The following is a 19,972-nucleotide window of genomic DNA, read 5'->3' as shown; positions in this document are numbered from 1 at the left end:
TTATCGACGGTACATCAATACCAGTTAGCTGCGAGCAATTAATGCGTTCTCGCTACAGTGCCTTTGCACTGGGTAACGCTCGCTACCTTTGGCAAAGCCATCATCCAGACTATCGGCAAGGCGCAGAGCCACCTGTGCCTTCTCAGCCAGAAGATCTAGGACAGTGGGAAAAATTAACGATTGTGTTCAGTAGTGACTTTGTTAATGGCCAAGATGGCATGGTTGAGTTTAAAGCCTACTACCGAGAGAACCAACAACTGCAAATTTTGCACGAGCGCTCTAACTTCAAAAAAGTCGCAGGGCGCTGGTTTTATACCGATGGTGAATTTGCGCCTAAAGCCCTCGAGCGCAATTCAATGTGCCCCTGTGGCAGCGGTAAAAAGTTTAAGCAGTGCTGTAACAAATCCTAACTTTAAAGTAGAAAAATCGAAAAGATCATGCAAAGAAAAATTCTATTAACCGAATGCCCAGATGCGAAAGGTTTGATTTCAACCATCACTAACATCTGTGCCAAACACCAACTTAACATTATTAAAAATAATGAGTTCGTAGATCATCAAGCAAATCGCTTTTTTATGCGCACCGAACTTGAAGGTTACTTTAACGACCAAACACTGTTGGCCGATTTAGACAACGCCTTGCCTACAGGCAGTATCCGTCGCTTAGAAAGCGCCGGGCGCAAACGCATCGTGATTATGGTCACCAAAGAAGCTCACTGCTTGGGCGATTTACTCATGAAAGCCGTGTATGGTGATATGGACGTAGAAATTGCTGCCGTGGTGGGTAACTATGACAGCTTACGTCAGCTCACTGAGAGGTTTGATATTCCCTTCCATCACATTACTCACGTGGACCTCAGCCGAGAAGAACATGAGCAACAGGTGATTGAAGTAGTACAGCAATACCAACCTGATTACGTGGTATTGGCTAAGTACATGCGTATTCTTACCCCTGCTTTTGTTGAAGCTTTTAGCAATAAAATCCTCAATATTCACCACTCGTTCTTACCGGCATTTATTGGGGCAAAACCCTACCAACAGGCCTACGATCGTGGGGTGAAAATCATCGGCGCTACCGCCCACTTTGTGAACAACGATTTAGATGAAGGTCCAATTGTTGAGCAGCATGTGATTCATGTAGATCATACCTACAGCGCAGAAGAAATGGCCAAAGCAGGTCGAGACGTTGAAAAAGCGGTATTGAGTAAAGCTTTGCAGCAAGTACTCGATGAAAAAGTATTTGTTTACGGCAACCGCACAGTGGTGTTCCGTTAATTAAAGTACCGTACGCTAAGTGGCTTAGAGTAATCAAAGTCACTTAGTATTTTATACATTTCTACTCCACTAACTTCAGTATTAATATCACTTTGTTCCGGTTGGCTGAGTTGGTGCTTTAGACGAGTTAATAAATCTAGATTGTTAATCACTTCTTCGGCCAGTCCATCAACCTTCTCTTCGGCACAAGCGGCATAGCCCCCCAAGGCCTGTTCTAATCTTATCTTCGCCACATCGCCGGCTTGAAGTGATTCACTCCATCTAGCTTGAACAGCATATTCATCGGCTTGCGCCTTTAATGGGCGACTAACAGGAAGTTGAAAACGGCTACGCAAGTCCTGTTCAATTTGCGTTGGAGCCTGCTTAATCATAGAGAATTGCGCTTGATCACAAACGTTTTGACTCAGCATACTCAGTAGTAGTTGAAAACGAGCACGTTGGCCATGCGCAGCACTTTGGTTGAGCGTATCGCCCAACTGCAGCTCGTCACATAAGCTATTGTTTCTAATTTTATCAACTAACATTTCGTCCTCCGATTACCTCTTCTATATCGGTTTTATTGAACAAAACTTTAGCTATTCCAGCGCAAGCGAACAGATAATAAGCAAACAGTTCGTCTCAACAGAAAATGTTGCGATTTTTACTTTACAGCCCCCTAAGTTCTGGTAATATTCCGCCCCACAAGCAGGAGGGGTTCCCGAGTGGCCAAAGGGAACAGATTGTAAATCTGTCGCGAAAGCTTCGGTGGTTCGAATCCACCTCCCTCCACCATATTGATAAAAAAAGACATCTTTAAGATGTCTTTTTTTATGCCTAAAATTCGGTTTAGTACCACTTGGTCTGCAATTAACAAGATAAACAAAACCGCACGACTTAGGCAGCAATGGAAGCGCAGAACAAGAATAAACAAGAAAAGAAAAAAATTGCGGCGGCAGAAACAAATACGCCAAGCTAAATATCAGCTTGGCGTTCCAACCAAATACGGAAAGTAATAAACGGTAAATAGACTAACTTACTAAGCAGCAAATGAAACCTAAAGGGTTTAATTTACTACTCAACTAAGGCGGTCCAGCCATCTTAAGAAAACTCTTAAGACCTGTAACTTTCCGACCTTGGATCACTCCAAGTTTGGCTTTGACTCAGCGTTGATACGACCAGAAGCCTTACCAACCGCTTAATATTAAATCAACCAAGGCTAGTTTTGCAAGGGTTAATAGACGATACTATTGTTGAGCTAACTGTCTATACTTACACTACTTTGTTTGGCGGCAAGCAGCTTATACCTAAGCGAGTAAAAAGGATAAAAAACTCAGTAATGGCGACGCAATATAATTACAGCGACAAGAAGATACTCATTGTTGATGATCAACGAGCCTTTCAAGTAATGCTAAAAGCCATGCTGCAAAACTTTGGCGCAACTGATGTATATTTTGCTAATACCGGTGAAGCTGCGGTAAAAGCCTGCCGTAAACGTAAGTTTGATATTTTATTGGTCGATTACAATTTGGGAACCGGTAAAAATGGCGGCCAGCTGCTTGAAGAACTGCGTGTTAGTAAACTGTTGGATGTGGATGCTCTATTTTTCATTATTAGTGGTGATAACAACAAAAGCATGGTGTTGAGTGCGCTAGAAATGGAACCAGATGAATTTATCACCAAACCGTTTTCTCAGTTTCAACTGCACAACCGTTTAGCCCGCGCCAACCTAAAACGTCAAAGCCTCCGCGGCATATACCAAGCCTTAGCCGAAAAAAAGTATCACAAAGTTATCGAACTGTGCGATGAACAAATCAAACAAGACAGCCGCTACAGTAATTATTGCCGAAACCTGCGAGTGGAAGCGCAAATTGCGCTAGAGGAATACAGCGCAGCTAAAGACGCTTTAGAAGAAATATTAAAAGAGCGCAAACAAACATGGGCTAAAGCCACTTTAGGACGGGTGTATTTACTGTTAAATGACAACAAAAATGCCATTGAAACCTTAAATCGCTCAGTGGCAGAAAGCCCGCTGTTACTTACCGCCTACGATTGGTTGGCTCGCGCTTACCGAGCCGAGGGTGAACTAGATAAAGCCCTAGACACCGTACTTAAAGCATCTAAACTAGCGGTAAACAGCTTAGAGCGACAACAATTGCTTGCCGAGTTAGCCATGGAGTCCGGCGATCTCACCCTAGCCAAAGAAACCTTTTCTACCATCTTACAACTGGCGCGCCGCTCTATTCACCGTGGCCCCATCACCTATGTAACTATGTTCGCAGCCTGATTGATGAAGCGCAAAGCGAAGATGATTTATATAGAAAAAACCGCTTATTACAAGAAGTGAATTCAGTGTTATTTCACGCCAGACGTGAAGAAGGTAAAGATGATGACTTCAACTTTGATGCTTTTGAAGGCATTAGTCAGGCTCGAGTCCACGCCACCAAAGGCGAGTTAAACAAGGCCAAACGGCTGCTTTTTGATAGCCACGACGGTTTATTAGACACCCCGAACAAAGTCAGCGGAGAGCTATTACCCGACACCTTCCTTACCTTAAATTCTGTCGGCGAATTTGAGTACGCAATGCCCTTTGCCGAAGAGTTAGAAAAACGCCAAGGCATTGATCCAGTCTCTCTTCAATCGGCCCAAAAAGTGCTTAAAGCTGAAGATTTTGAATTAAAACTGGGGCAATTTCGTGAGTACAACAAAATGGGGATTGAGGCTTATGAGGAACACCGCTATCAAGATGCCATTAATTACTTTGATAAAGCTCTGCTTGTCGCACCGGGCAATACCGGCGCCATACTTAATAAAATTCAAGCGATACTGAAGCAGCTTAGCCTTAATCCCAAAGCGATGAGCGGGCAACTACTGAACGAATGTAAAACAACCATAAAACAACTAGATGGTTTAAAACTCAATGATAACCATGCAGAGCGCTATTCCACCTTAAAAAATGAATTTCAGCAATTAGGCAGCAAAAAGTAACTCGTTTGCCGTTTAAGCGTATCAGCAATCCCGGCGGCTACTCTTAGTACACTCGCAAAATTTCCCATATACAATACAATTAAACACTACACCACTATAGAAAGTGGCTATAGATCAACCTGTTGCTCTACATGAGGAAGATCAGCGATGACTTCATCTGCAAGCTGTCGTTACCAAGATAGTTCCGGTGCATGCTGCAGCGCAGCTGCGCAGGAACACGGCTTGTGTTTTTGGCACGATCCCGAAGCAGATAAAAGTGGCGAGCACATCAAAGCACAATTAGAAAGCTATGCTCAAAATGGCGGTTTATTACGTGGGCTGCAACTTCAAAACGCCCAGTTAGCTGGTATCAACTTGGTCAAATACAATAGTAAGCAAGGCTATGATATGACTGGCGCAGACTTATATCGAGCCAACCTCAATGGGGCCCACTTATTTAACCTACAGCTAAGCCACGGCAGCTTAATGAAAGCGGATTTACGCAATGCCAATCTCAATCATGCCGACCTAAGCCTAAGCAACTTATTGGGCTGCAAATTAGACCACTGTAAATGCGATAGTCTTCGCGTTGGCAATCAGCTGTTACAAGAGCAATGGGCCGAGGAAGCGAATAAACAACAAGATCTTGAAGCCATGACAGACTACTACCAACAAGCAGAGGAAATATACCGAAGCCTGCGAAAAATGACCGAGGCCGAAGGGCTGTTTACCACCGCGGGACAGTTTTTACGCAAAGAACTAACGATGCGACGCTACCAAATGCCTGAATACTCCTACCAAAGAGGAATATCGAAACTCGTTGATTGGGTATGTGGTTACGGAGAATTACCCATGCGGGTTGTCGTCACCTCAATGATGATCATATTAAGCTGCGCCTTGATTTACTTTTTTACTGGTATTCATTTCAACGGCAATATCGTTGCCCTAAATCTAGACCACAGCCTTGAACAAAACCTAATAGCCTTTGCTGAGTGCCTCTATTACAGCGTGGTCACCTTTACGACCCTCGGTTATGGTGATTTTACACCAGTAGGGGTTTCTCGTGTATTTGCCGCTATTGAAGCCTTTAGCGGTAGCTTTATTATTGCCTTGTTTGTGGTGGTCTTTGTGAAAAAAATGACCCGTTAATAACATAAAATGAAGTGCTTTTTCGCCGCTAGTTTCGTAAAGTGCAGCTAGCTTTCATTGATCATGCAGAAGGATTTTACTTTGAAATTTGTGGTTCTAGCCATACTGGCCATATTTGTGGTGCTATTTTTACTTAGAGCAAATAACAATGGCAAAGCCATTAAACAAAATCGTCAACTGGGCCAAGCATTTCTCGATAAAAACAGCCAAAAAGAAGACGTGATTACCACCGACTCGGGCTTGCAGTATATGGTTCTAGAAGACGTGGTTGAAGGGGCTGGAGACACGCCATCTCCAACTAGCACCGTCACCGTGCATTACCACGGAACCTTGCTAAATGGTTTGGTCTTTGACAGCTCGGTAGAACGAGGCCGCCCTGCTCAATTTCCTCTGGGGCAAGTCATCGCAGGTTGGACCGAAGGCCTGCAATATATGCATGTTGGCGAAAAATTTCGCTTCTTCATACCTAGCCAACTAGCTTACGGTGACCGCAGTGTGGCATCTATTCCGGCCGGTTCAACATTAATATTCGACGTAGAATTATTGTCGATAGACAACCCCTAATAAAAAGCCTTGGCAAAAAACCAAGGCTTTTTTACCAGAGCTTAAAACTGGGCTAGAGCTTGCTCGAAGTCGCTCAGTAAATCCTCACTGTCCTCTATGCCGATAGAGCAACGGATCATGGTTTCACTGATCCCCGAGGCTTGCCGCCCGGCCAAGCCCATCTCATAGTATATGGTTTGCGCGACCGGCAAGGCCAAAGTCCGATTATCGCCTAGGTGAGTGGCATTTAATACCAATTGGGTTTTATCCAAAAAGGCCGCACAATCAATTCCGTCAACCAAATCAAAGCTAATTAAGGCGCCAAAATGTTTGAACAGTTGCTTAGCCCGCTGATGTTGCGGGTGACTTGCCAAACCTGGGTAATACACCTTCGCCACTTTAGGGTGTGCGTCGAGCATTTCAGCTAGAGCTTGAGCGTTCGCACATTGGCGCTCCATACGTAGTGCCATGGTTTCAGCCCCCATCGACAGCATATGCGCTGTTTGCGAGCTTAAAGCGCCACCAAAATCACGTAAGCCTTTCTTTTTCATCTGATTAATGCCCCACATCTTGGGGTCACCACTACGATAGGACTCAAAAATATTAGGGTACTGTGACCAATCAAATAATCCAGTATCACTCACCGAGCCACCTAGCGCATTGCCATGTCCACCAAAATACTTAGACAAAGAAGTAACCACTAGGCTAGCGCCAACGGATTTAGGCTGGAATAAATACGAAGAAGTGAGGGTATTATCCACTACATAAACCAGGCCAAGCTGCTGACAAAGCTCGCCAATTCCAACTAAATCAACAATTTGAGTAGCAGGATTAGCAATGGTTTCAACAAACACCATTTTTGTATTGGCTTGGCAGGCTTCAGCTACAGCTTGTTTGCTAGTCGCATCAACTAGAGTCACCTCAATGCCATAACCCTTTAAGGTGCCAAAAATACTGCTGGTATTACCAAATAAGAAACGGCTAGCCACAATATGATCGCCAGCCTTTAGCAAGGTTAAAAATACCGTACCAATGGCCGCCATGCCTGTGCCAAAAACTAAACAAGAAATACTATCATCAAGCAGCGCAATTTTTCGTTGCAGGAAGTCTAAGGTAGGTGTTGATTGTCGCGCATAGGCATGACCATACTGTTTACCTTGAAAAACGTCGACTAAGTCTTGGGTAGCAGCATAAGCATAGGGCACTGAATTATGAATGGGCGCATGAACCGCGCCTTCTTCCACACCAGCGAGGCGATCACAATGTACCAGCTGGGTTGTAAATCCTTTAAACGTCATAGAGCCACTTACTGAAATAGATAAAGATGACTCATTATGCCCTAGCCCCAAGCCAAAAACGAGCCAAGACGGCTTACTTGGCCGTCCAAATGGTTTTTCCCTTAGCAATAACCTGTTCAATTTGCAGTGTATTCGGATTTAAGCTAACTAAGTCGGCATCAAAGCCCTTAGCTAATTGACCTTTATTTTTTAAGCCCAATATTTGAGCCGGGTTTTTGGAGATAACCGACAAAGCCATGGCTAAGGGAATTTGATAATGCTGTACCGCTTCCAAAGCCGCTTGATACAAACTCGTTAACTGACCAGCCTGCATTCCACATAGCTCACCTGCTTGATTAAACAAAGGTAAACTGGCGTTAGCATCAGAGCTAAAGCTCACCCTTTGCCAATCCAACCCCCTATCTAAAATCGTTTTGAGAGCCAGCCCACAGCTCACCTCACCTTCCTCAATAAATTGCGGAATAGTACTGGTGGTAAAATCTATCGCACCGCCTTCTTGCAGAAAATCTAGCGCGTCTTCAAAAAGAGCCTGATTACGATTGCAATGTGTCGCGTAGAGCTGAGAAATATGAATATCTGAATGTTTGACTATGTCGCGTAGCATCGAAAGCTTGCGTTTACCATCGCCTACATGGAAAAAGCTAATACCTTTCTTCCCGGCTAATAGCCCCGCCACTCTTGCTTCGGCGACGAGCTCTATAAAGGACTGTAATGAAGCCTGACTGGCACGGTGGTCAGAAATCGCAATTTCACCTACACCAATCATTTCCGGAATCAGCACTATATCTTGTTCCACCGAGCCAGTGATGGTTTTTACCGGTAAATGATAAGAGCCTGTGTAGCAGTAGCAAGTTAAGCCCAGTGCACTCAGCTCTCGCGCCTTACCGAGTACTTGTACCGGTGTTCGGGTAATACTATCCGTGCCCAAAGCACCAACCATGGTGGTGACACCACTAGCAATAGCATCCTGATAATTAAGTTCTGCTGTACGGTGGGCAAAGCCGCCTTCGCCTCCTCCCCCGGTATAGTGAACTAAAGCATCAACAAAGCCTGGCGCCACAAGCGCCCCCGCCATATCTTGAACCTTCACAATATCTAGATTGCTGTCTAAACGAATACTAGGCGCAATCTCGACAATTTTGTCGTTGGCCAATAATAGGTCGTTGTAACCTAAAGACTCTGGAGCATACACCTGAGCATTTTTCAAAAGAGTCAGCATATTTTGCCTTTAGTAAGATGAAAAAGAAGGGGCCGCAGCCCCTTAACTAATTTAACTAAGTGGCCGTAAATGTCGATGCCAGCGTTTTTCCCACTGTTTAAAACCAAACACCAACATAAAGGTCACAGATAAGTAGATTAATGCGGCAAAGGTGAAGGCTTCAAATGGCGCGTAAAACCGCGCATAAACATCACGAGCGGCACCGGTCAAATCAATAATAGTTACTACGCTGGCAATGGAGCTAGCGTGAAGCATGAAAATCACCTCGTTACTATAAGCAGGCAAAGCTCTGCGCAAAGCACTAGGAAGAATAATTCTACGCATCGCTTTGGCATTAGACATACCGTAGGCTTTTGCCGCTTCAATTTCACCACGAGGGTGGCCACGATAGCACCACGGAAAATTTCCGTAGTATAAGCCGCTGTATTTAGCACAAAAGCCAATAAACAAGGGTAAAAAGCGTCTTTTACGATGGGCCAAAACATGGAGTCTTGAATCCCTTCGATATAGGTCACCCCGTAATAAATGATGTATAGCTGAATCAGTAAAGGAGTACCTCTAAATACATAGGTAAACAGCCAAACTCCACGATTAATAAACCAGTTATCTGAAGTCCTAAGAATCGCTAAGGGAATCGCCAGCATTAAGCCAATAATCAGCGATAGAAATACCAATTGAACGGTCATCACTAGACCGTCCCAATACCCTAATAAGGTGCTTAGGGTAAATATTTCGTTATTTGCGAGTAAGCTCTCGATGGTTTCGTACATGATTAAGACCTTACCGTACCGGCGCTAAAACGAATTTCTAGGCGCTTAAGAATTATCTCAGACACACTGGTAAGCGCTAAATAAACAAAGGCAACCGGAATAAAAAACAAGAAAGGTTCGTGCACAGCCCCCGCCGCTTCTTTGGCTAGACGAACCATATCGGCCAAACCGATTACCGAGACTAAAGCCGTGGTTTTCACCAATACCAACCAATTATTACCAATACCCGGTATCGCATGGCGCATCATTTGCGGCACAGTAATTCTACGAAACACTTGCATAGAACTCATGCCATAAGCTCTACCCGCTTCTATCTGACCATTATCAACAGCCAAAAATGCACCACGAAAAGTTTCCGCCATGTAAGCTCCGAAGATGAAACCGATAGTGGTAACCCCTGCCACAAACTCATTGATATTAATGTAGTAATCGACTTCAAAAGTATCGTAGAGCCAATCAGATAAATTGTTCATCATGATCTGGGCACCGAAAAAAATCAGTAGCATTAATACTAAATCAGGAACCCCACGAATCACCGTGGTATAAGCGACAGCTATTGCATTAGCAAACTTGTTTTTGGATAAACGCGCGACAGCCGCCAACATTCCCAACGCTAAGGCCACCGCCAAGGATAAAAACGCCACTTCGATAGTGAGGATCGCGCCAACAAATATTGAGGGACCGTAACCGTGCAGATCTAACATAGTGAGTCTCTTAAAAAGTTAACCCGAGCTAGGCTCGGGTTAATGGTAGTGCAAGCCTTACTTTTTAATACTGTAATCAAAGTACTTATCATTGATTTTGTCGTAAGTGCCGTTGCTTTTAACTGTAGCCAAGGCCTTGTTAAACATTTCAATTAAGTCTTTGTCACGCTTACGGGCTGCTACCCCCACGCCTTCACCTAACTGAACGTTATCACCTAGCACTTTGTATGCATCGCCACCTTCAACATCGATAATAGTGCTCATACCCACTGGGTAATCGATAACCACTACGTCCAGACGACCACCACGTAAATCATTAATGAGATCATCACCTGTAGTGTAGCGCTTAATTTCGGCTACTTTGCTGTAGTTTTCTGTGGCGTAAGTATCTTGAATGGTACCGCGTTGAACACCAACCACTAAACCTTTAAGCGTATCAGGATTGGCAGGGTCAACTTGGCTGGCTTTAGGGCCAAAGAAACCAGTTGGAGTATTGTAGTAAGCTTCAGAGAATAGTACTTTTTTGGCACGCTCTTCATTAATCGACATAGAAGAGAAAATAGCGTCGTACTTACGTGCTAGTAGACCAGGGATAATGCCATCCCAAGCTTGCACAACCCACTCACATTTTACTTTCATTTCTTCACAAACTGCGTTCCCCAAATCGATTTCAAAACCGGTTAAGGTGCCGTCTGGCGCTTTATATTCGAAAGGTTCATAAGGCACATCGACAGCTAAACGCACTACATCCCAATCTTTGGCGTCTACTGCAGTGCTAGCCAATGCTAGAGCACCCATCATCGCAACTAGTGTTTTTTTCATTTTATTACTCCGTGTTGTTTGCATAAAGCGGGTTAACGCTTGTCTTCCCTTTTTGGATTTTAGTATTTAGGCGCAAGGAATTGTTTCATGCGCTCTGAATCTGGATTTTCGAACACCTTCTTCGGCGAACCTTGTTCTTCAACAATGCCTTGATGAAGAAATAACACCTTATTTGACACGTCTTTCGCGAATGCCATTTCGTGGGTGACTACCAACATGGTTCGACCTTCTTCGGCTAAGCTACGCATCACCTTTAGCACCTCACCCACCAACTCAGGGTCAAGTGCAGAAGTCGGTTCATCAAATAGCATTACCTCTGGATTCATTGCCAAAGCACGGGCAATGGCGGCTCGCTGTTGTTGTCCACCGGACATATGTGCTGGGTAGTAGTCTTTGCGATCAAACAAACCCACGCGCTCTAACAAACTTTCAGCCTGCTCAAGCGCTTCCTTTTTAGAAATGCCTAAAACGTGGACGGGAGCTTCGATAATATTTTCTAATACGGTCATATGCGACCAAAGATTGAAGCCTTGGAATACCATTGATAAGCGGGCTCTGATTCGCTCAACTTGACGATTATCGGCAGGCTGTCTTTCACCGTTTCGTAAGTGTTTAAAGCCAATTTGCTCACCATGCAGCAAAATATCGCCCTGAGTGGGGATCTCGAGTAAGTTCATACAACGTAGGAAAGTACTTTTACCTGAACCGGAAGAGCCGATAATAGAAATCACATCGCCCTTATTTGCGGTAAGGTCGATGCCTTTAAGCACTTCGTTATCACCAAAGACTTTATGGATATTAGATGCCTCTAGTGCGGCCACATCACTGTTCATTTTGTTCTACCCTGTTAAAGATTGCTAAAGCAACCTAGCCTAATTCCCGAGGCACATTTTGATGTTAAAGAATTTGTTACACGTCTAACTCCAGAAAAAGTACCATCGAGAAAGACAAAACTCAACATTTTATGGGGCGATTGCTCCACTTATGATTACAAAACACCCTATTAAGGCATTTTGTCAGCATCTTTATATTCAAGCTTACTGCATAGATACGCTCATAAGAGCCAAGCTAGCGAATTTAATTTCAATATCACAATTGTAGACTGTTAATTGAGGTGACTCATTGATTAAAAACAGTATCTGGACGAAACCGCTAACAATGTTAATACCGTGTAAAATCCAGCAGTTATTTTCACTAAGTTAAGTGATCTAGCTCTCAGTCTGCCAGCTGGTTTTTTAGTAAGTAAATTACAAGATTCGCAATAATACATGCGCATATTTGGCCTTAACTCGGCAAAAAAGGTAGTAAAATTACAAATATTTGGCATTTATTGACTAGGATCAAACTTGAAAATGAACATACTTTGCTACAATTTTGCTAACTAAAGTGACAGGTAACGATTTAGTGACAAAATGGTGTAATTACCATTTTGGTTCGTTCTAAACAACACGCCACCACACCAATAGATAAACTAGGTACTTTTATCAAGTTTATTTGATACTGTAGGGCGAACTTTCGGCTAAACGGCACCTGGCATGACAAGTTGATAAACTCACTATTCCTTAAGTTGTTCGTCTGATTGAGACGATTATCGCAAGTGAGAAGGATCTCAGGCCTAGCACATAAGCAAAGCTCTGCGATTAACTAGTTTTAATTTTTGTTTTTTGAGGAAACTATGTCTAGTAACAATCAACAGTCTCAAAACGAAGAAGAGCTAAGCTATTCAGAAGCCCACCGCCCAGCATCAGAATTTGCCTCTCGTTCAGACTATTTAGACCATGAACTACAAATAATGAAGCCTCGCCGCTTCGGTTTAAATTTACCCGGCCGAGACTTCCGTTTCGAAATAGAAGACTTAGTACCCGCTGTTGCAGGTACCATTGGTATTATCGCGATGTATTCTGCGGTAATGATGGCTTGGGCAGCAGGCCTCTCTGAAAAGTGGGACCTCAGCCTTGGCGTCGACTTCGCGATTGAAGTTGCTCGTGTGGAGATGATTATCCCCGCCTTTTTGTTTTGTATTTTAGCTTCAGGATTTATCAACCCTAAAGCCAACCTCGCCGGTAACCACGGCCCAATGATTCCAATGATTTTCATGATTGCTATGGCCGGTGCTCACCCACTAGCTCTTGCGATTTTGATTGGTGTATTTGGTTTAATCTTAAGTGCCATTAAAGGTGGCTCTCGCTTAGTTAACCTGACCAGTGAAGGGGTAGCCGGCGGCCTACTGGTATTCTTAGGTTTCACCGGTTCAGTGAGCCAAATCGATTCTTTAATCGCTTGGTCTAATGGCTTAACTAACGAAGCCGAAGGCATCGCCGCTGGCGACTTAGGCTACATCGCCCTAATCGTACTCGCCATCACGGTTATCGTTTATGCAGTGTTGGCTAAGCTAGGCAAGCGCTGGTTGGCCATTCCCCTTTGTGCGGTAACCGGCTTCGTGGTTGCGATGTTAGCAGGCGCAGGTTTTGACTTAAACTTTACCACTCAACCAGGTTTACCCAACTTAAACCCTGTTTACTGGTGGGGTTCAACGGAACAAGGTTGGCAACTAGGTTTACCTAACCTACAGCACTTTATTGCATCACTACCCTTTGCCATCTTGGCTGTAGCTATGTGGTCTCCTGATTTCCTAGGTCACCGAATTTTCCAAGAGTTAAACTACCCGAAAAAAACCGAAAAAGTATTAATGGACGTGGATGACACCATGACCATGTGTTCAATTCGTCAAATGGTAGGTACAGCGGTAGGCGGCGGTAACATTACTTCTAGCTGGGGTACTTATATGATCCCAGCAGCCATTGCCAAACGCCCTATCCCTGGCGGCGCTATCTTACTAGGTTCTTTAGTTATGCTAATCGCCATCGTTGGTTACCCAATGGATGCTGCGGTCTGGCCACCAGTTATGCGTATTGCATTATTAGTAGGTGTATCTTTACCCCTATTAGAGGCAGGCATGCAGATGATTAAAGACTCTAAAGATTCACAATCTGCTGGTATTTGTGTTTTTGCCGCGATGGTAACTAACCCTGTATTAGCTTGGGCTCTTACAATGTTACTAGATAACAACGGCTTAATTGGTGATAAAGAGCGTCCTAAGAAACTCAGCTCTTTAGACCGCATTGTGATTCCAACTGTTGTGTTAATTATCTGCGCAGCGGCTATGTTGGCAGTAGGTATGCTGGAAGGTAAATACGGCATTCCAGCACTGTTACAGTTTTAAAGTAATACCTCATGGAACAAGCACTATACTTGTTCCATGAGCTGGAGATAGCACCTTAGGTGCTATTGTCTGAACCATAAAATATTCATTTGTATACCAACTTATAGGTGGGACAAGAAATGGCAGAGAAGAACGATGTTTTTGCTAGTGCCTGGACAGGCTTTCAGGCCGGCGAATGGCAAAATGAAGTTAACGTTCGTGACTTTATTCAAACTAACTACACTCCTTATGAAGGCGATGAGAGCTTTCTAACGGGTGCGACCGAAGCTACGGATAAGCTTTGGGAAAAAGTTATGGAAGGCATTAAAGAGGAAAACCGCACTCACGCGCCGGTAGACTTCGATACCTCAGTAATTTCAACCATCACTGCTCACGATGCTGGTTATATTGACCAAGATCTAGAACAAATTGTTGGTTTACAAACAGAAGCTCCGCTAAAACGTGCGATTATCCCTAACGGCGGTATTCGCATGATCGAAGGCTCTTGTAAAGCCTATGACCGCGAACTTGATCCTCAAGTGAGCAAAATCTACAGTGAGTACCGCAAAACCCACAACCAAGGTGTTTTTGACGTATACACTGGCGCTATCATGAAATGTCGTAAGTCTGGTGTACTAACCGGCTTACCTGATGCTTACGGCCGTGGACGTATTATCGGTGACTACCGCCGCGTAGCACTTTACGGTATCGATTTCTTGATGGCTGACAAAGTAAAACAACACCGCTCTTTAGAAAAAGACCTTGTTGGTGGCGCAGATTTAGAAGCGACCATTCGTTTACGCGAAGAAATCAGCGAACAACACCGCGCATTAGCTCAAATTAAAGAAATGGCAGCTAAATACGGTTGTGATATTTCTCGCCCAGCGGCAAACGCTAAAGAAGCAGTACAGTGGACTTACTTCGGCTACCTAGCTGCGGTTAAATCACAAAATGGTGCCGCCATGTCTTTTGGTCGTACTACTACTTTCTTAGACGTGTACATTGAGCGCGATCTAAAAGCGGGTACTTTAACTGAACAAGAAGCACAAGAGCTAGTTGACCACTTAGTAATGAAACTTCGTATGGTTCGCTTCCTACGTACTCCTGAATACGATGATTTGTTCTCTGGTGACCCAATTTGGGCAACTGAATCTATCGGTGGTATGGGCGTTGACGGTCGTACTCTAGTGAGCCGTACCGCTTTCCGCTTCTTGAACACACTATACACAATGGGACCTTCTCCTGAGCCAAACATCACTGTACTTTGGTCAGAGAAACTACCCATTAACTTCAAGAAATACTGTGCCAAAGTGTCTATCGATACCTCATCAATTCAATATGAGAACGATGACCTAATGCGTACCGATTTCGACAACGATGACTACGCTATCGCTTGTTGTGTATCACCAATGGTTGTTGGTAAACAAATGCAATTCTTTGGTGCTCGCGCCAACCTAGCGAAAACCTTGTTGTACTCCATGAACGGTGGTATGGATGAGAAGTTAAAAATTCAAGTTGGTCCAGTAACTGAAAAAGTGACTTCAGAAGTACTTGAATACAACGACATCATGGATCGCCTAGATCACTTCATGGACTGGTTAGCCGAGCAATACGTGACTGCACTTAACTGCATCCACTACATGCACGACAAATACAGCTACGAAGCTTCACTAATGGCGCTTCACGATCGTGACGTTCTTCGTACTATGGCTTGTGGTATTGCCGGTCTATCTGTTGCCGCTGACTCACTTTCAGCCATTAAATACGCTGAAGTGAAGCCAATTCGTGACGAAGATGGCATCGCAGTCGATTTTGAAATTAACGGCGACTACCCTAAATTTGGTAACAATGATGATCGCGTAGACAGCATTGCTGTTGACTTGGTTGAGCGTTTCATGAACAAGATCCGTAAGTTGAAAACTTACCGTGACGCCATCCCAACTCAATCTGTACTTACCATTACTTCTAACGTTGTTTACGGTAAGAAAACAGGTACTACTCCTGATGGTCGTAAAGCGGGTGCTCCTTTCGCTCCTGGTGCAAACCCAATGCACGGCCGTGATGAGAAAGGTGCTGTAGCGTCATTAACTTCGGTTGCTAAACTACCTTTTGCTAATGCTCAAGACGGTATCTCTTACACCTTCTCTATCGTGCCAAACGCACTTGGTAAAGATGATGATACCCAAAAAGCGAACCTAGCAGGCTTGATGGATGGTTACTTCTATCACAACGCTGATGTAGAAGGCGGTCAACACCTTAACGTTAACGTGATGAACCGTGAAATGTTAGTTGATGCAATGGAAAACCCTGAGAAATACCCTCAGCTAACCATTCGTGTATCTGGCTACGCAGTGCGCTTTAACTCGCTTACCGCTGAGCAACAACAAGACGTGATTACTCGTACTTTCACTCAAAGTATTTAATCTCGCCTTAAGTAGTTCTGCTAAATAGCAGTCTGCGGTTATAATGGACCTTGCCTAAACTATTTAGGCAAGGTTTTTTTTTGGAGAAACACATGTCAAAACTTGGGCGTATTCATTCTACAGAGTCTTGCGGAACCGTTGATGGACCGGGGATCAGGTTTATTGTCTTCATGCAGGGTTGCCTTATGCGCTGCCAATACTGCCATAACCGTGATACTTGGGATTTACACGACGGTAAAGAAGTCAGCGTTAACGACTTGATGAATGACCTTACGCCATACAGACGCTTCATGAACGCCAGTGGCGGCGGAGTCACGGCCAGTGGTGGCGAGGCCATTTTACAAGCTGAATTTGTTCGGGATTTATTTCGCGCCTGTAAAGAACAAGGGATCCACACCTGTTTAGACACTAATGGGTACGTGCGCAAACATACTGAAGTGATTGACCAATTGATGGACGTTACAGACCTTGTGATGTTAGATATCAAACAAATTCACGACGATGTTCACCAAGAATTAGTGGGTGTGAGTAATAAGCGCACCTTAGACTTTGCTCGTTATTTACATAAAATTGGCCAAAAAACCTGGCTACGTTACGTGATAGTACCGGGCTTTACCGACGATGAGCAATCGGCTCACGACTTGGGCGAGTTTTTAGCGCCTTTCGATAATGTGGAAAAAATTGAATTGCTGCCCTATCACGAATTAGGCAAGCATAAATGGACAGCTCTTGGAGAAGACTATCCACTGGCTGGAGTAAAGCCGCCTAGCAAAGAAACCATGGAAAAAATTAAAGCCATTTTGCAACAATATCACTCTAAAGTGATTTATTAAGAGACTAAGCAAATTTCTTCATCAATAATCATTTGCCCTATTTGCCAAGCCTCGCTTAGTAAACAGAATAAACAGTGGTCATGCAGCAATGGCCACTGTTTCGATCAAGCTAAAGAAGGTTATACCAACCTACTCGCAGTGCAACACAAGCATTCAAAACTCCCTGGCGATAGTAAAGCGATGTTACAAGCGCGCCGCGCATTTTTGAATCAAGGGTATTTTGCCTTTCTAGCAGATGCAGTCAATCAACAGCTTGCCCCCCTAGCACTCAAGCAAATACTAGATATTGGCTGCGGTGAAGGCTACTACACCCAGCAACTATGCCAACAGCAAACTCAAGTAGAGCATGTCATCGGCATCGACATCTCCAAAGACGGCATAAAAATGGCTGCTAAACGCTGCCAACAAGCGCAGTTTTTTGTTGCGAGTAACCACCGCCTACCTTTAGCCGATCACAGCATTGATTGTGTAGTTCGCATCTTTGCCCCAAGTGACCAGCAAGAGCTACTTCGGGTAAGCCGCCCCGGAGCCTACTTACTTAAAGTGGTTCCCGGAGCAAGACATCTGTGGCAACTACGTAAACAGCTATATAAAGAACTTCAAGAGCACCTTGAACAAGCTGAAAGCATGGCCGGATGGCAACTGCTTAATCAGCAAAAAATAACTCAGCAAGTGAAACTAAAACAGCAAGAAATGCAGGCTTTAGCGGCAATGACACCCTTTGCTTGGAAGAAGAACCAACAACTTGAACAGCTGTTAGCTAGTGAAGCAGTGTTCGATATGGATTTTGAGTTTGTATTACAATTATATCAACGAGCTTAACCATCTAACTCATCGTTAAGCACAAAGCTTTTATCAAATCGCTTAAAGGCCTTCGCTAATAAGTCAGCTAATTCGGCATAACGAGGCTGAGTCACCGCGGGAGCAACTCGTTCTCCCGCCGCTGACAATTTGTGATGCAAATCACGATACCATGTTGCTAAACTCGGAGGTAATAAGGAGTTTGCACGCTTACCTAACCAATACAAACCATGAAGTGGCATCAGAAATATCACCGTCGCCATCATGAACGATTGTGGTAATATTTCATTCAAATTAGCCATATAGGGCATCATTACGGTCACGACTGCCACCGCAGGCATGGTTTTCATCGCTAAAGACGTGGCTAAAATAACGCGATTTTCAGGAAACATGGGAGCCAAGACACGCTGCTGAGGCCAACGCTTCATGTACTCGCGGCCATCGCTGACCATTTCTGAAAATTTGCCCATAAAGCACCTCACGACCTAAAATTGACTTAAACCAATAAATTAGTAATTTTTTTACATTTTTACTGACTTATTAGTATGACATATATGAATAAAACGCGCTTTCAGTTATCATAGATCAAACAAAAGGTTTTTATATATATCAGCTCACTCTTTAAGTGTAGCCTGATTGAGACTGAGGAACTAGGTAAATCTAAATCGCCTAGCCAGAGACGAAAATATAGAGTCAAAACGTGTCTCTTCATCTTCAACGTTTTGCCTTCGCTGTCTATAATTGAACCAATTCAACAACAGGTGTCTATACATGAGCAACAAGCTGGTACTCGTCCTAAACTGTGGAAGCTCTTCTCTTAAATTTGCAGTACTTAACGCCGAAAATGGCGAAGAGATTATTTCAGGTTTGGCCGAATGTTTTAATTTGGAAGATGCACGCATTAAATGGAAAAGTCACGGAGACAAAAACGAGTCTAGCTTAGGCGCGTATTCTGCCCACCGCGAAGCCATCGAATTTATTGTAAAAAATATTTTAGAAGCCAACCCTGAAGTATTAAACGAGATTGTGGCAGTAGGCCATCGTATCGTTCATGGTGGAGAGAAATTCACCCGTTCTGCAATCATCGATGAAAGTGTGATTGAAGGAATTGAAGAGTGTTCAGGCCTAGCACCGTTGCATAATCCAGCTGCATTAATTGGTATTCGTGCAGCAATTGCCTGTTTCCCCCAGCAGAAACACGTTGCGGTATTTGATACAGCATTCCACCAAACTATGCCTGAAAGCTCTTACCTTTACGCCCTGCCTTACAAACTGTATCGCGAAAAAGGCATTCGCCGTTATGGCATGCATGGTACTAGCCACTTATTTGTCTCTCGCGAAGCGGCTAAAATGCTCAACCAAGCAGTTGAAGAAACCAACGTGATTACCGCTCACTTAGGTAATGGTGCTTCAATTTGTGCCGTTAAAAATGGCAAGAGCTTTGACACCAGCATGGGTCTAACTCCTCTTGAAGGCCTAGTAATGGGCACTCGCTGTGGCGACATCGACCCAGCCATTATTTTCCACTTGGTTGACCGCGAAGGCTACACCCTAAAAGAAGTCAACAATATGCTGCATAAGCAATCAGGATTGATGGGCTTAACTGAAGCCAGCAGCGATTGTCGTTTCGCTGAAGAGGGCTATGCAGAAGGTAAAGAATCGGCGGTGCGCGCCATGAATGTATTCTGCTACCGCTTAGCTAAGAGCATTATGTCTTACGCGGCGGCAATGGACGGTAAGCTTGACGCTTTAGTCTTCACCGGCGGTATTGGTGAAAACTCAGCTTTAGTTCGCCAACTTACCATCGAAAAGCTTGCGCTACTAGGTTTTGAACTTGATGAGCAAGCAAACTTAGACGCGCGTTTTGGTAACTCAGGCAATATTGGCACGAGCAATAGCCGTCCAATTTTAGTTATCCCCACCAACGAAGAAATGGTGATAGCCCAAGACGCCGTAGCGCTAGCGCAATAAATCGACTTTCAACCAAAGCT

20 protein-coding genes, 1 tRNA gene and 1 riboswitch are annotated in these 19,972 nt (G+C 44.1%); of the genes, 12 read left to right on the top strand and 9 right to left on the bottom strand.

Annotation, left to right across the window (positions count from 1 at the left end; all coding sequences use genetic code 11):
- Positions 1–41: 41 nt before the first annotated feature.
- Entirely contained in the window at positions 42–410 is a 369-nt protein-coding gene (locus AR383_RS20130) for a YchJ family protein (protein ID WP_055734745.1), read from the top strand.
- 27 nt (positions 411–437) lie between these two features.
- Entirely contained in the window at positions 438–1,274 is an 837-nt protein-coding gene (gene purU, locus AR383_RS20125; RefSeq protein ID WP_055734744.1) for a formyltetrahydrofolate deformylase, read from the top strand.
- Here the strand turns inward: purU and AR383_RS20120 are convergent.
- The gene (locus AR383_RS20120) at positions 1,271–1,798 is read right to left on the bottom strand and encodes a VC2046/SO_2500 family protein (RefSeq protein WP_055734743.1); all 528 of its coding nucleotides are present in this window, start codon (positions 1,796–1,798) and stop codon (positions 1,271–1,273) included. The genes purU and AR383_RS20120 overlap by 4 nt on opposite strands.
- Positions 1,799–1,961: 163 nt before the next feature.
- Here AR383_RS20120 and AR383_RS20115 point away from each other — a divergent pair.
- From AR383_RS20115 to AR383_RS20090, 5 genes are all read left to right on the top strand, one after another.
- Positions 1,962–2,045 (top strand) — tRNA-Tyr (locus AR383_RS20115).
- 288 nt (positions 2,046–2,333) lie between these two features.
- Positions 2,334–2,417: riboswitch (cyclic di-GMP riboswitch) on the bottom strand.
- 172 nt (positions 2,418–2,589) lie between these two features.
- Positions 2,590–3,537: a response regulator gene (locus AR383_RS20105; protein WP_055734741.1), complete on the top strand. Its 948-nt coding sequence runs from the start codon at positions 2,590–2,592 to the stop codon at positions 3,535–3,537.
- A gap of 65 nt (positions 3,538–3,602) precedes the next feature.
- The gene (locus AR383_RS20100; protein WP_055734740.1) at positions 3,603–4,238 is read left to right on the top strand and encodes a tetratricopeptide repeat protein; all 636 of its coding nucleotides are present in this window, start codon (positions 3,603–3,605) and stop codon (positions 4,236–4,238) included.
- A gap of 147 nt (positions 4,239–4,385) precedes the next feature.
- Positions 4,386–5,366 carry an ion channel gene (locus AR383_RS20095; RefSeq protein WP_055734739.1) on the top strand — a complete coding sequence of 327 codons (981 nt, stop codon included), beginning with the start codon at positions 4,386–4,388 and terminating at the stop codon, positions 5,364–5,366.
- 81 nt (positions 5,367–5,447) lie between these two features.
- Complete coding sequence (locus AR383_RS20090; RefSeq protein ID WP_055734738.1) at positions 5,448–5,930, top strand: FKBP-type peptidyl-prolyl cis-trans isomerase; 483 nt, start codon at positions 5,448–5,450, stop codon at positions 5,928–5,930.
- Positions 5,931–5,971: 41 nt separating this feature from the next.
- On the opposite strand, the gene AR383_RS20085 is transcribed toward AR383_RS20090, so the two are convergent.
- The 7 genes from AR383_RS20085 to AR383_RS20060 all read right to left on the bottom strand — a co-directional run bounded on the left by AR383_RS20085 (position 5,972) and on the right by AR383_RS20060 (position 11,555).
- A complete protein-coding gene (locus AR383_RS20085; RefSeq protein WP_055734737.1) occupies positions 5,972–7,207 on the bottom strand; it encodes a cystathionine gamma-synthase family protein in 1,236 nt (411 codons plus the stop codon).
- A 73-nt stretch (positions 7,208–7,280) separates the two neighbouring features.
- Positions 7,281–8,426 (bottom strand): beta-aspartyl-peptidase, encoded by a 1,146-nt coding sequence (gene iadA / locus AR383_RS20080; RefSeq protein ID WP_055734736.1) that lies wholly within the window; start codon positions 8,424–8,426, stop codon positions 7,281–7,283.
- Positions 8,427–8,477: 51 nt separating this feature from the next.
- Positions 8,478–8,750 (bottom strand): hypothetical protein, encoded by a 273-nt coding sequence (locus tag AR383_RS22290; RefSeq protein ID WP_232304771.1) that lies wholly within the window; start codon positions 8,748–8,750, stop codon positions 8,478–8,480.
- Positions 8,687–9,196, bottom strand: a complete 510-nt coding sequence (locus AR383_RS20075; protein WP_232304770.1) for an ABC transporter permease subunit — start codon at positions 9,194–9,196, stop codon at positions 8,687–8,689. Before AR383_RS20075 ends, AR383_RS22290 begins: the two co-directional genes overlap by 64 nt.
- Positions 9,197–9,198: 2 nt before the next feature.
- Positions 9,199–9,900: an ABC transporter permease gene (locus tag AR383_RS20070; RefSeq protein ID WP_055734735.1), complete on the bottom strand. Its 702-nt coding sequence runs from the start codon at positions 9,898–9,900 to the stop codon at positions 9,199–9,201.
- 57 nt (positions 9,901–9,957) lie between these two features.
- Positions 9,958–10,722 (bottom strand): transporter substrate-binding domain-containing protein, encoded by a 765-nt coding sequence (locus AR383_RS20065; protein ID WP_055734734.1) that lies wholly within the window; start codon positions 10,720–10,722, stop codon positions 9,958–9,960.
- A gap of 59 nt (positions 10,723–10,781) precedes the next feature.
- Positions 10,782–11,555: an ABC transporter ATP-binding protein gene (locus AR383_RS20060; protein ID WP_055734733.1), complete on the bottom strand. Its 774-nt coding sequence runs from the start codon at positions 11,553–11,555 to the stop codon at positions 10,782–10,784.
- A gap of 842 nt (positions 11,556–12,397) precedes the next feature.
- On the opposite strand from AR383_RS20060, the gene AR383_RS20055 reads away from it, so the two are divergent.
- The 4 genes from AR383_RS20055 (at position 12,398) to rlmA (ending at position 18,002) form a co-directional block, all read left to right on the top strand.
- Positions 12,398–13,945: a DUF3360 family protein gene (locus tag AR383_RS20055; RefSeq protein WP_055734732.1), complete on the top strand. Its 1,548-nt coding sequence runs from the start codon at positions 12,398–12,400 to the stop codon at positions 13,943–13,945.
- 119 nt (positions 13,946–14,064) lie between these two features.
- Positions 14,065–16,347: a formate C-acetyltransferase gene (pflB, locus tag AR383_RS20050; protein WP_055734731.1), complete on the top strand. Its 2,283-nt coding sequence runs from the start codon at positions 14,065–14,067 to the stop codon at positions 16,345–16,347.
- 92 nt (positions 16,348–16,439) lie between these two features.
- The gene (gene pflA / locus AR383_RS20045; RefSeq protein WP_055734730.1) at positions 16,440–17,180 is read left to right on the top strand and encodes a pyruvate formate lyase 1-activating protein; all 741 of its coding nucleotides are present in this window, start codon (positions 16,440–16,442) and stop codon (positions 17,178–17,180) included.
- Between the two features lie 12 nt (positions 17,181–17,192).
- Positions 17,193–18,002: a 23S rRNA (guanine(745)-N(1))-methyltransferase gene (rlmA, locus tag AR383_RS20040; RefSeq protein ID WP_083481714.1), complete on the top strand. Its 810-nt coding sequence runs from the start codon at positions 17,193–17,195 to the stop codon at positions 18,000–18,002.
- On the opposite strand, the gene yfbV is transcribed toward rlmA, so the two are convergent.
- Complete coding sequence (gene yfbV, locus AR383_RS20035; RefSeq protein WP_055734728.1) at positions 17,999–18,451, bottom strand: terminus macrodomain insulation protein YfbV; 453 nt, start codon at positions 18,449–18,451, stop codon at positions 17,999–18,001. The two genes, rlmA and yfbV, sit on opposite strands and share 4 nt — an antisense overlap.
- 301 nt (positions 18,452–18,752) lie before the next feature.
- Here yfbV and AR383_RS20030 point away from each other — a divergent pair, with 301 nt between their 5' ends.
- Positions 18,753–19,952, top strand: a complete 1,200-nt coding sequence (locus AR383_RS20030; RefSeq protein WP_055734727.1) for an acetate kinase — start codon at positions 18,753–18,755, stop codon at positions 19,950–19,952.
- Positions 19,953–19,972 lie beyond the last annotated feature (20 nt).

This window comes from Agarivorans gilvus (assembly GCF_001420915.1).
Lineage (GTDB): Bacteria > Pseudomonadota > Gammaproteobacteria > Enterobacterales > Celerinatantimonadaceae > Agarivorans > Agarivorans gilvus.
This window is presented reverse-complemented; position numbering and strand designations above follow the sequence as displayed.

Excerpts from the sequence above, each read along its gene's own strand:
- AR383_RS20030 (WP_055734727.1), top strand. The coding sequence starts at position 18,753 with ATGAGCAACAAGCTGGTACTCGTCCTAAACTGTGGAAGCTCTTCTCTT.
- AR383_RS20095 (WP_055734739.1), top strand. The coding sequence starts at position 4,386 with ATGACTTCATCTGCAAGCTGTCGTTACCAAGATAGTTCCGGTGCATGC.
- AR383_RS20105 (WP_055734741.1), top strand. The coding sequence starts at position 2,590 with ATGGCGACGCAATATAATTACAGCGACAAGAAGATACTCATTGTTGAT.
- AR383_RS20085 (WP_055734737.1), bottom strand. The coding sequence starts at position 7,207 with ATGACGTTTAAAGGATTTACAACCCAGCTGGTACATTGTGATCGCCTC.
- yfbV (WP_055734728.1), bottom strand. The coding sequence starts at position 18,451 with ATGGGCAAATTTTCAGAAATGGTCAGCGATGGCCGCGAGTACATGAAG.
- pflA (WP_055734730.1), top strand. The coding sequence starts at position 16,440 with ATGTCAAAACTTGGGCGTATTCATTCTACAGAGTCTTGCGGAACCGTT.
- AR383_RS22290 (WP_232304771.1), bottom strand. The coding sequence starts at position 8,750 with ATGCGTAGAATTATTCTTCCTAGTGCTTTGCGCAGAGCTTTGCCTGCT.
- AR383_RS20120 (WP_055734743.1), bottom strand. The coding sequence starts at position 1,798 with ATGTTAGTTGATAAAATTAGAAACAATAGCTTATGTGACGAGCTGCAG.
- pflB (WP_055734731.1), top strand. The coding sequence starts at position 14,065 with ATGGCAGAGAAGAACGATGTTTTTGCTAGTGCCTGGACAGGCTTTCAG.
- AR383_RS20075 (WP_232304770.1), bottom strand. The coding sequence starts at position 9,196 with ATGTACGAAACCATCGAGAGCTTACTCGCAAATAACGAAATATTTACC.
- AR383_RS20070 (WP_055734735.1), bottom strand. The coding sequence starts at position 9,900 with ATGTTAGATCTGCACGGTTACGGTCCCTCAATATTTGTTGGCGCGATC.
- AR383_RS20130 (WP_055734745.1), top strand. The coding sequence starts at position 42 with ATGCGTTCTCGCTACAGTGCCTTTGCACTGGGTAACGCTCGCTACCTT.
- AR383_RS20055 (WP_055734732.1), top strand. The coding sequence starts at position 12,398 with ATGTCTAGTAACAATCAACAGTCTCAAAACGAAGAAGAGCTAAGCTAT.
- iadA (WP_055734736.1), bottom strand. The coding sequence starts at position 8,426 with ATGCTGACTCTTTTGAAAAATGCTCAGGTGTATGCTCCAGAGTCTTTA.
- AR383_RS20060 (WP_055734733.1), bottom strand. The coding sequence starts at position 11,555 with ATGAACAGTGATGTGGCCGCACTAGAGGCATCTAATATCCATAAAGTC.
- purU (WP_055734744.1), top strand. The coding sequence starts at position 438 with ATGCAAAGAAAAATTCTATTAACCGAATGCCCAGATGCGAAAGGTTTG.
- AR383_RS20065 (WP_055734734.1), bottom strand. The coding sequence starts at position 10,722 with ATGAAAAAAACACTAGTTGCGATGATGGGTGCTCTAGCATTGGCTAGC.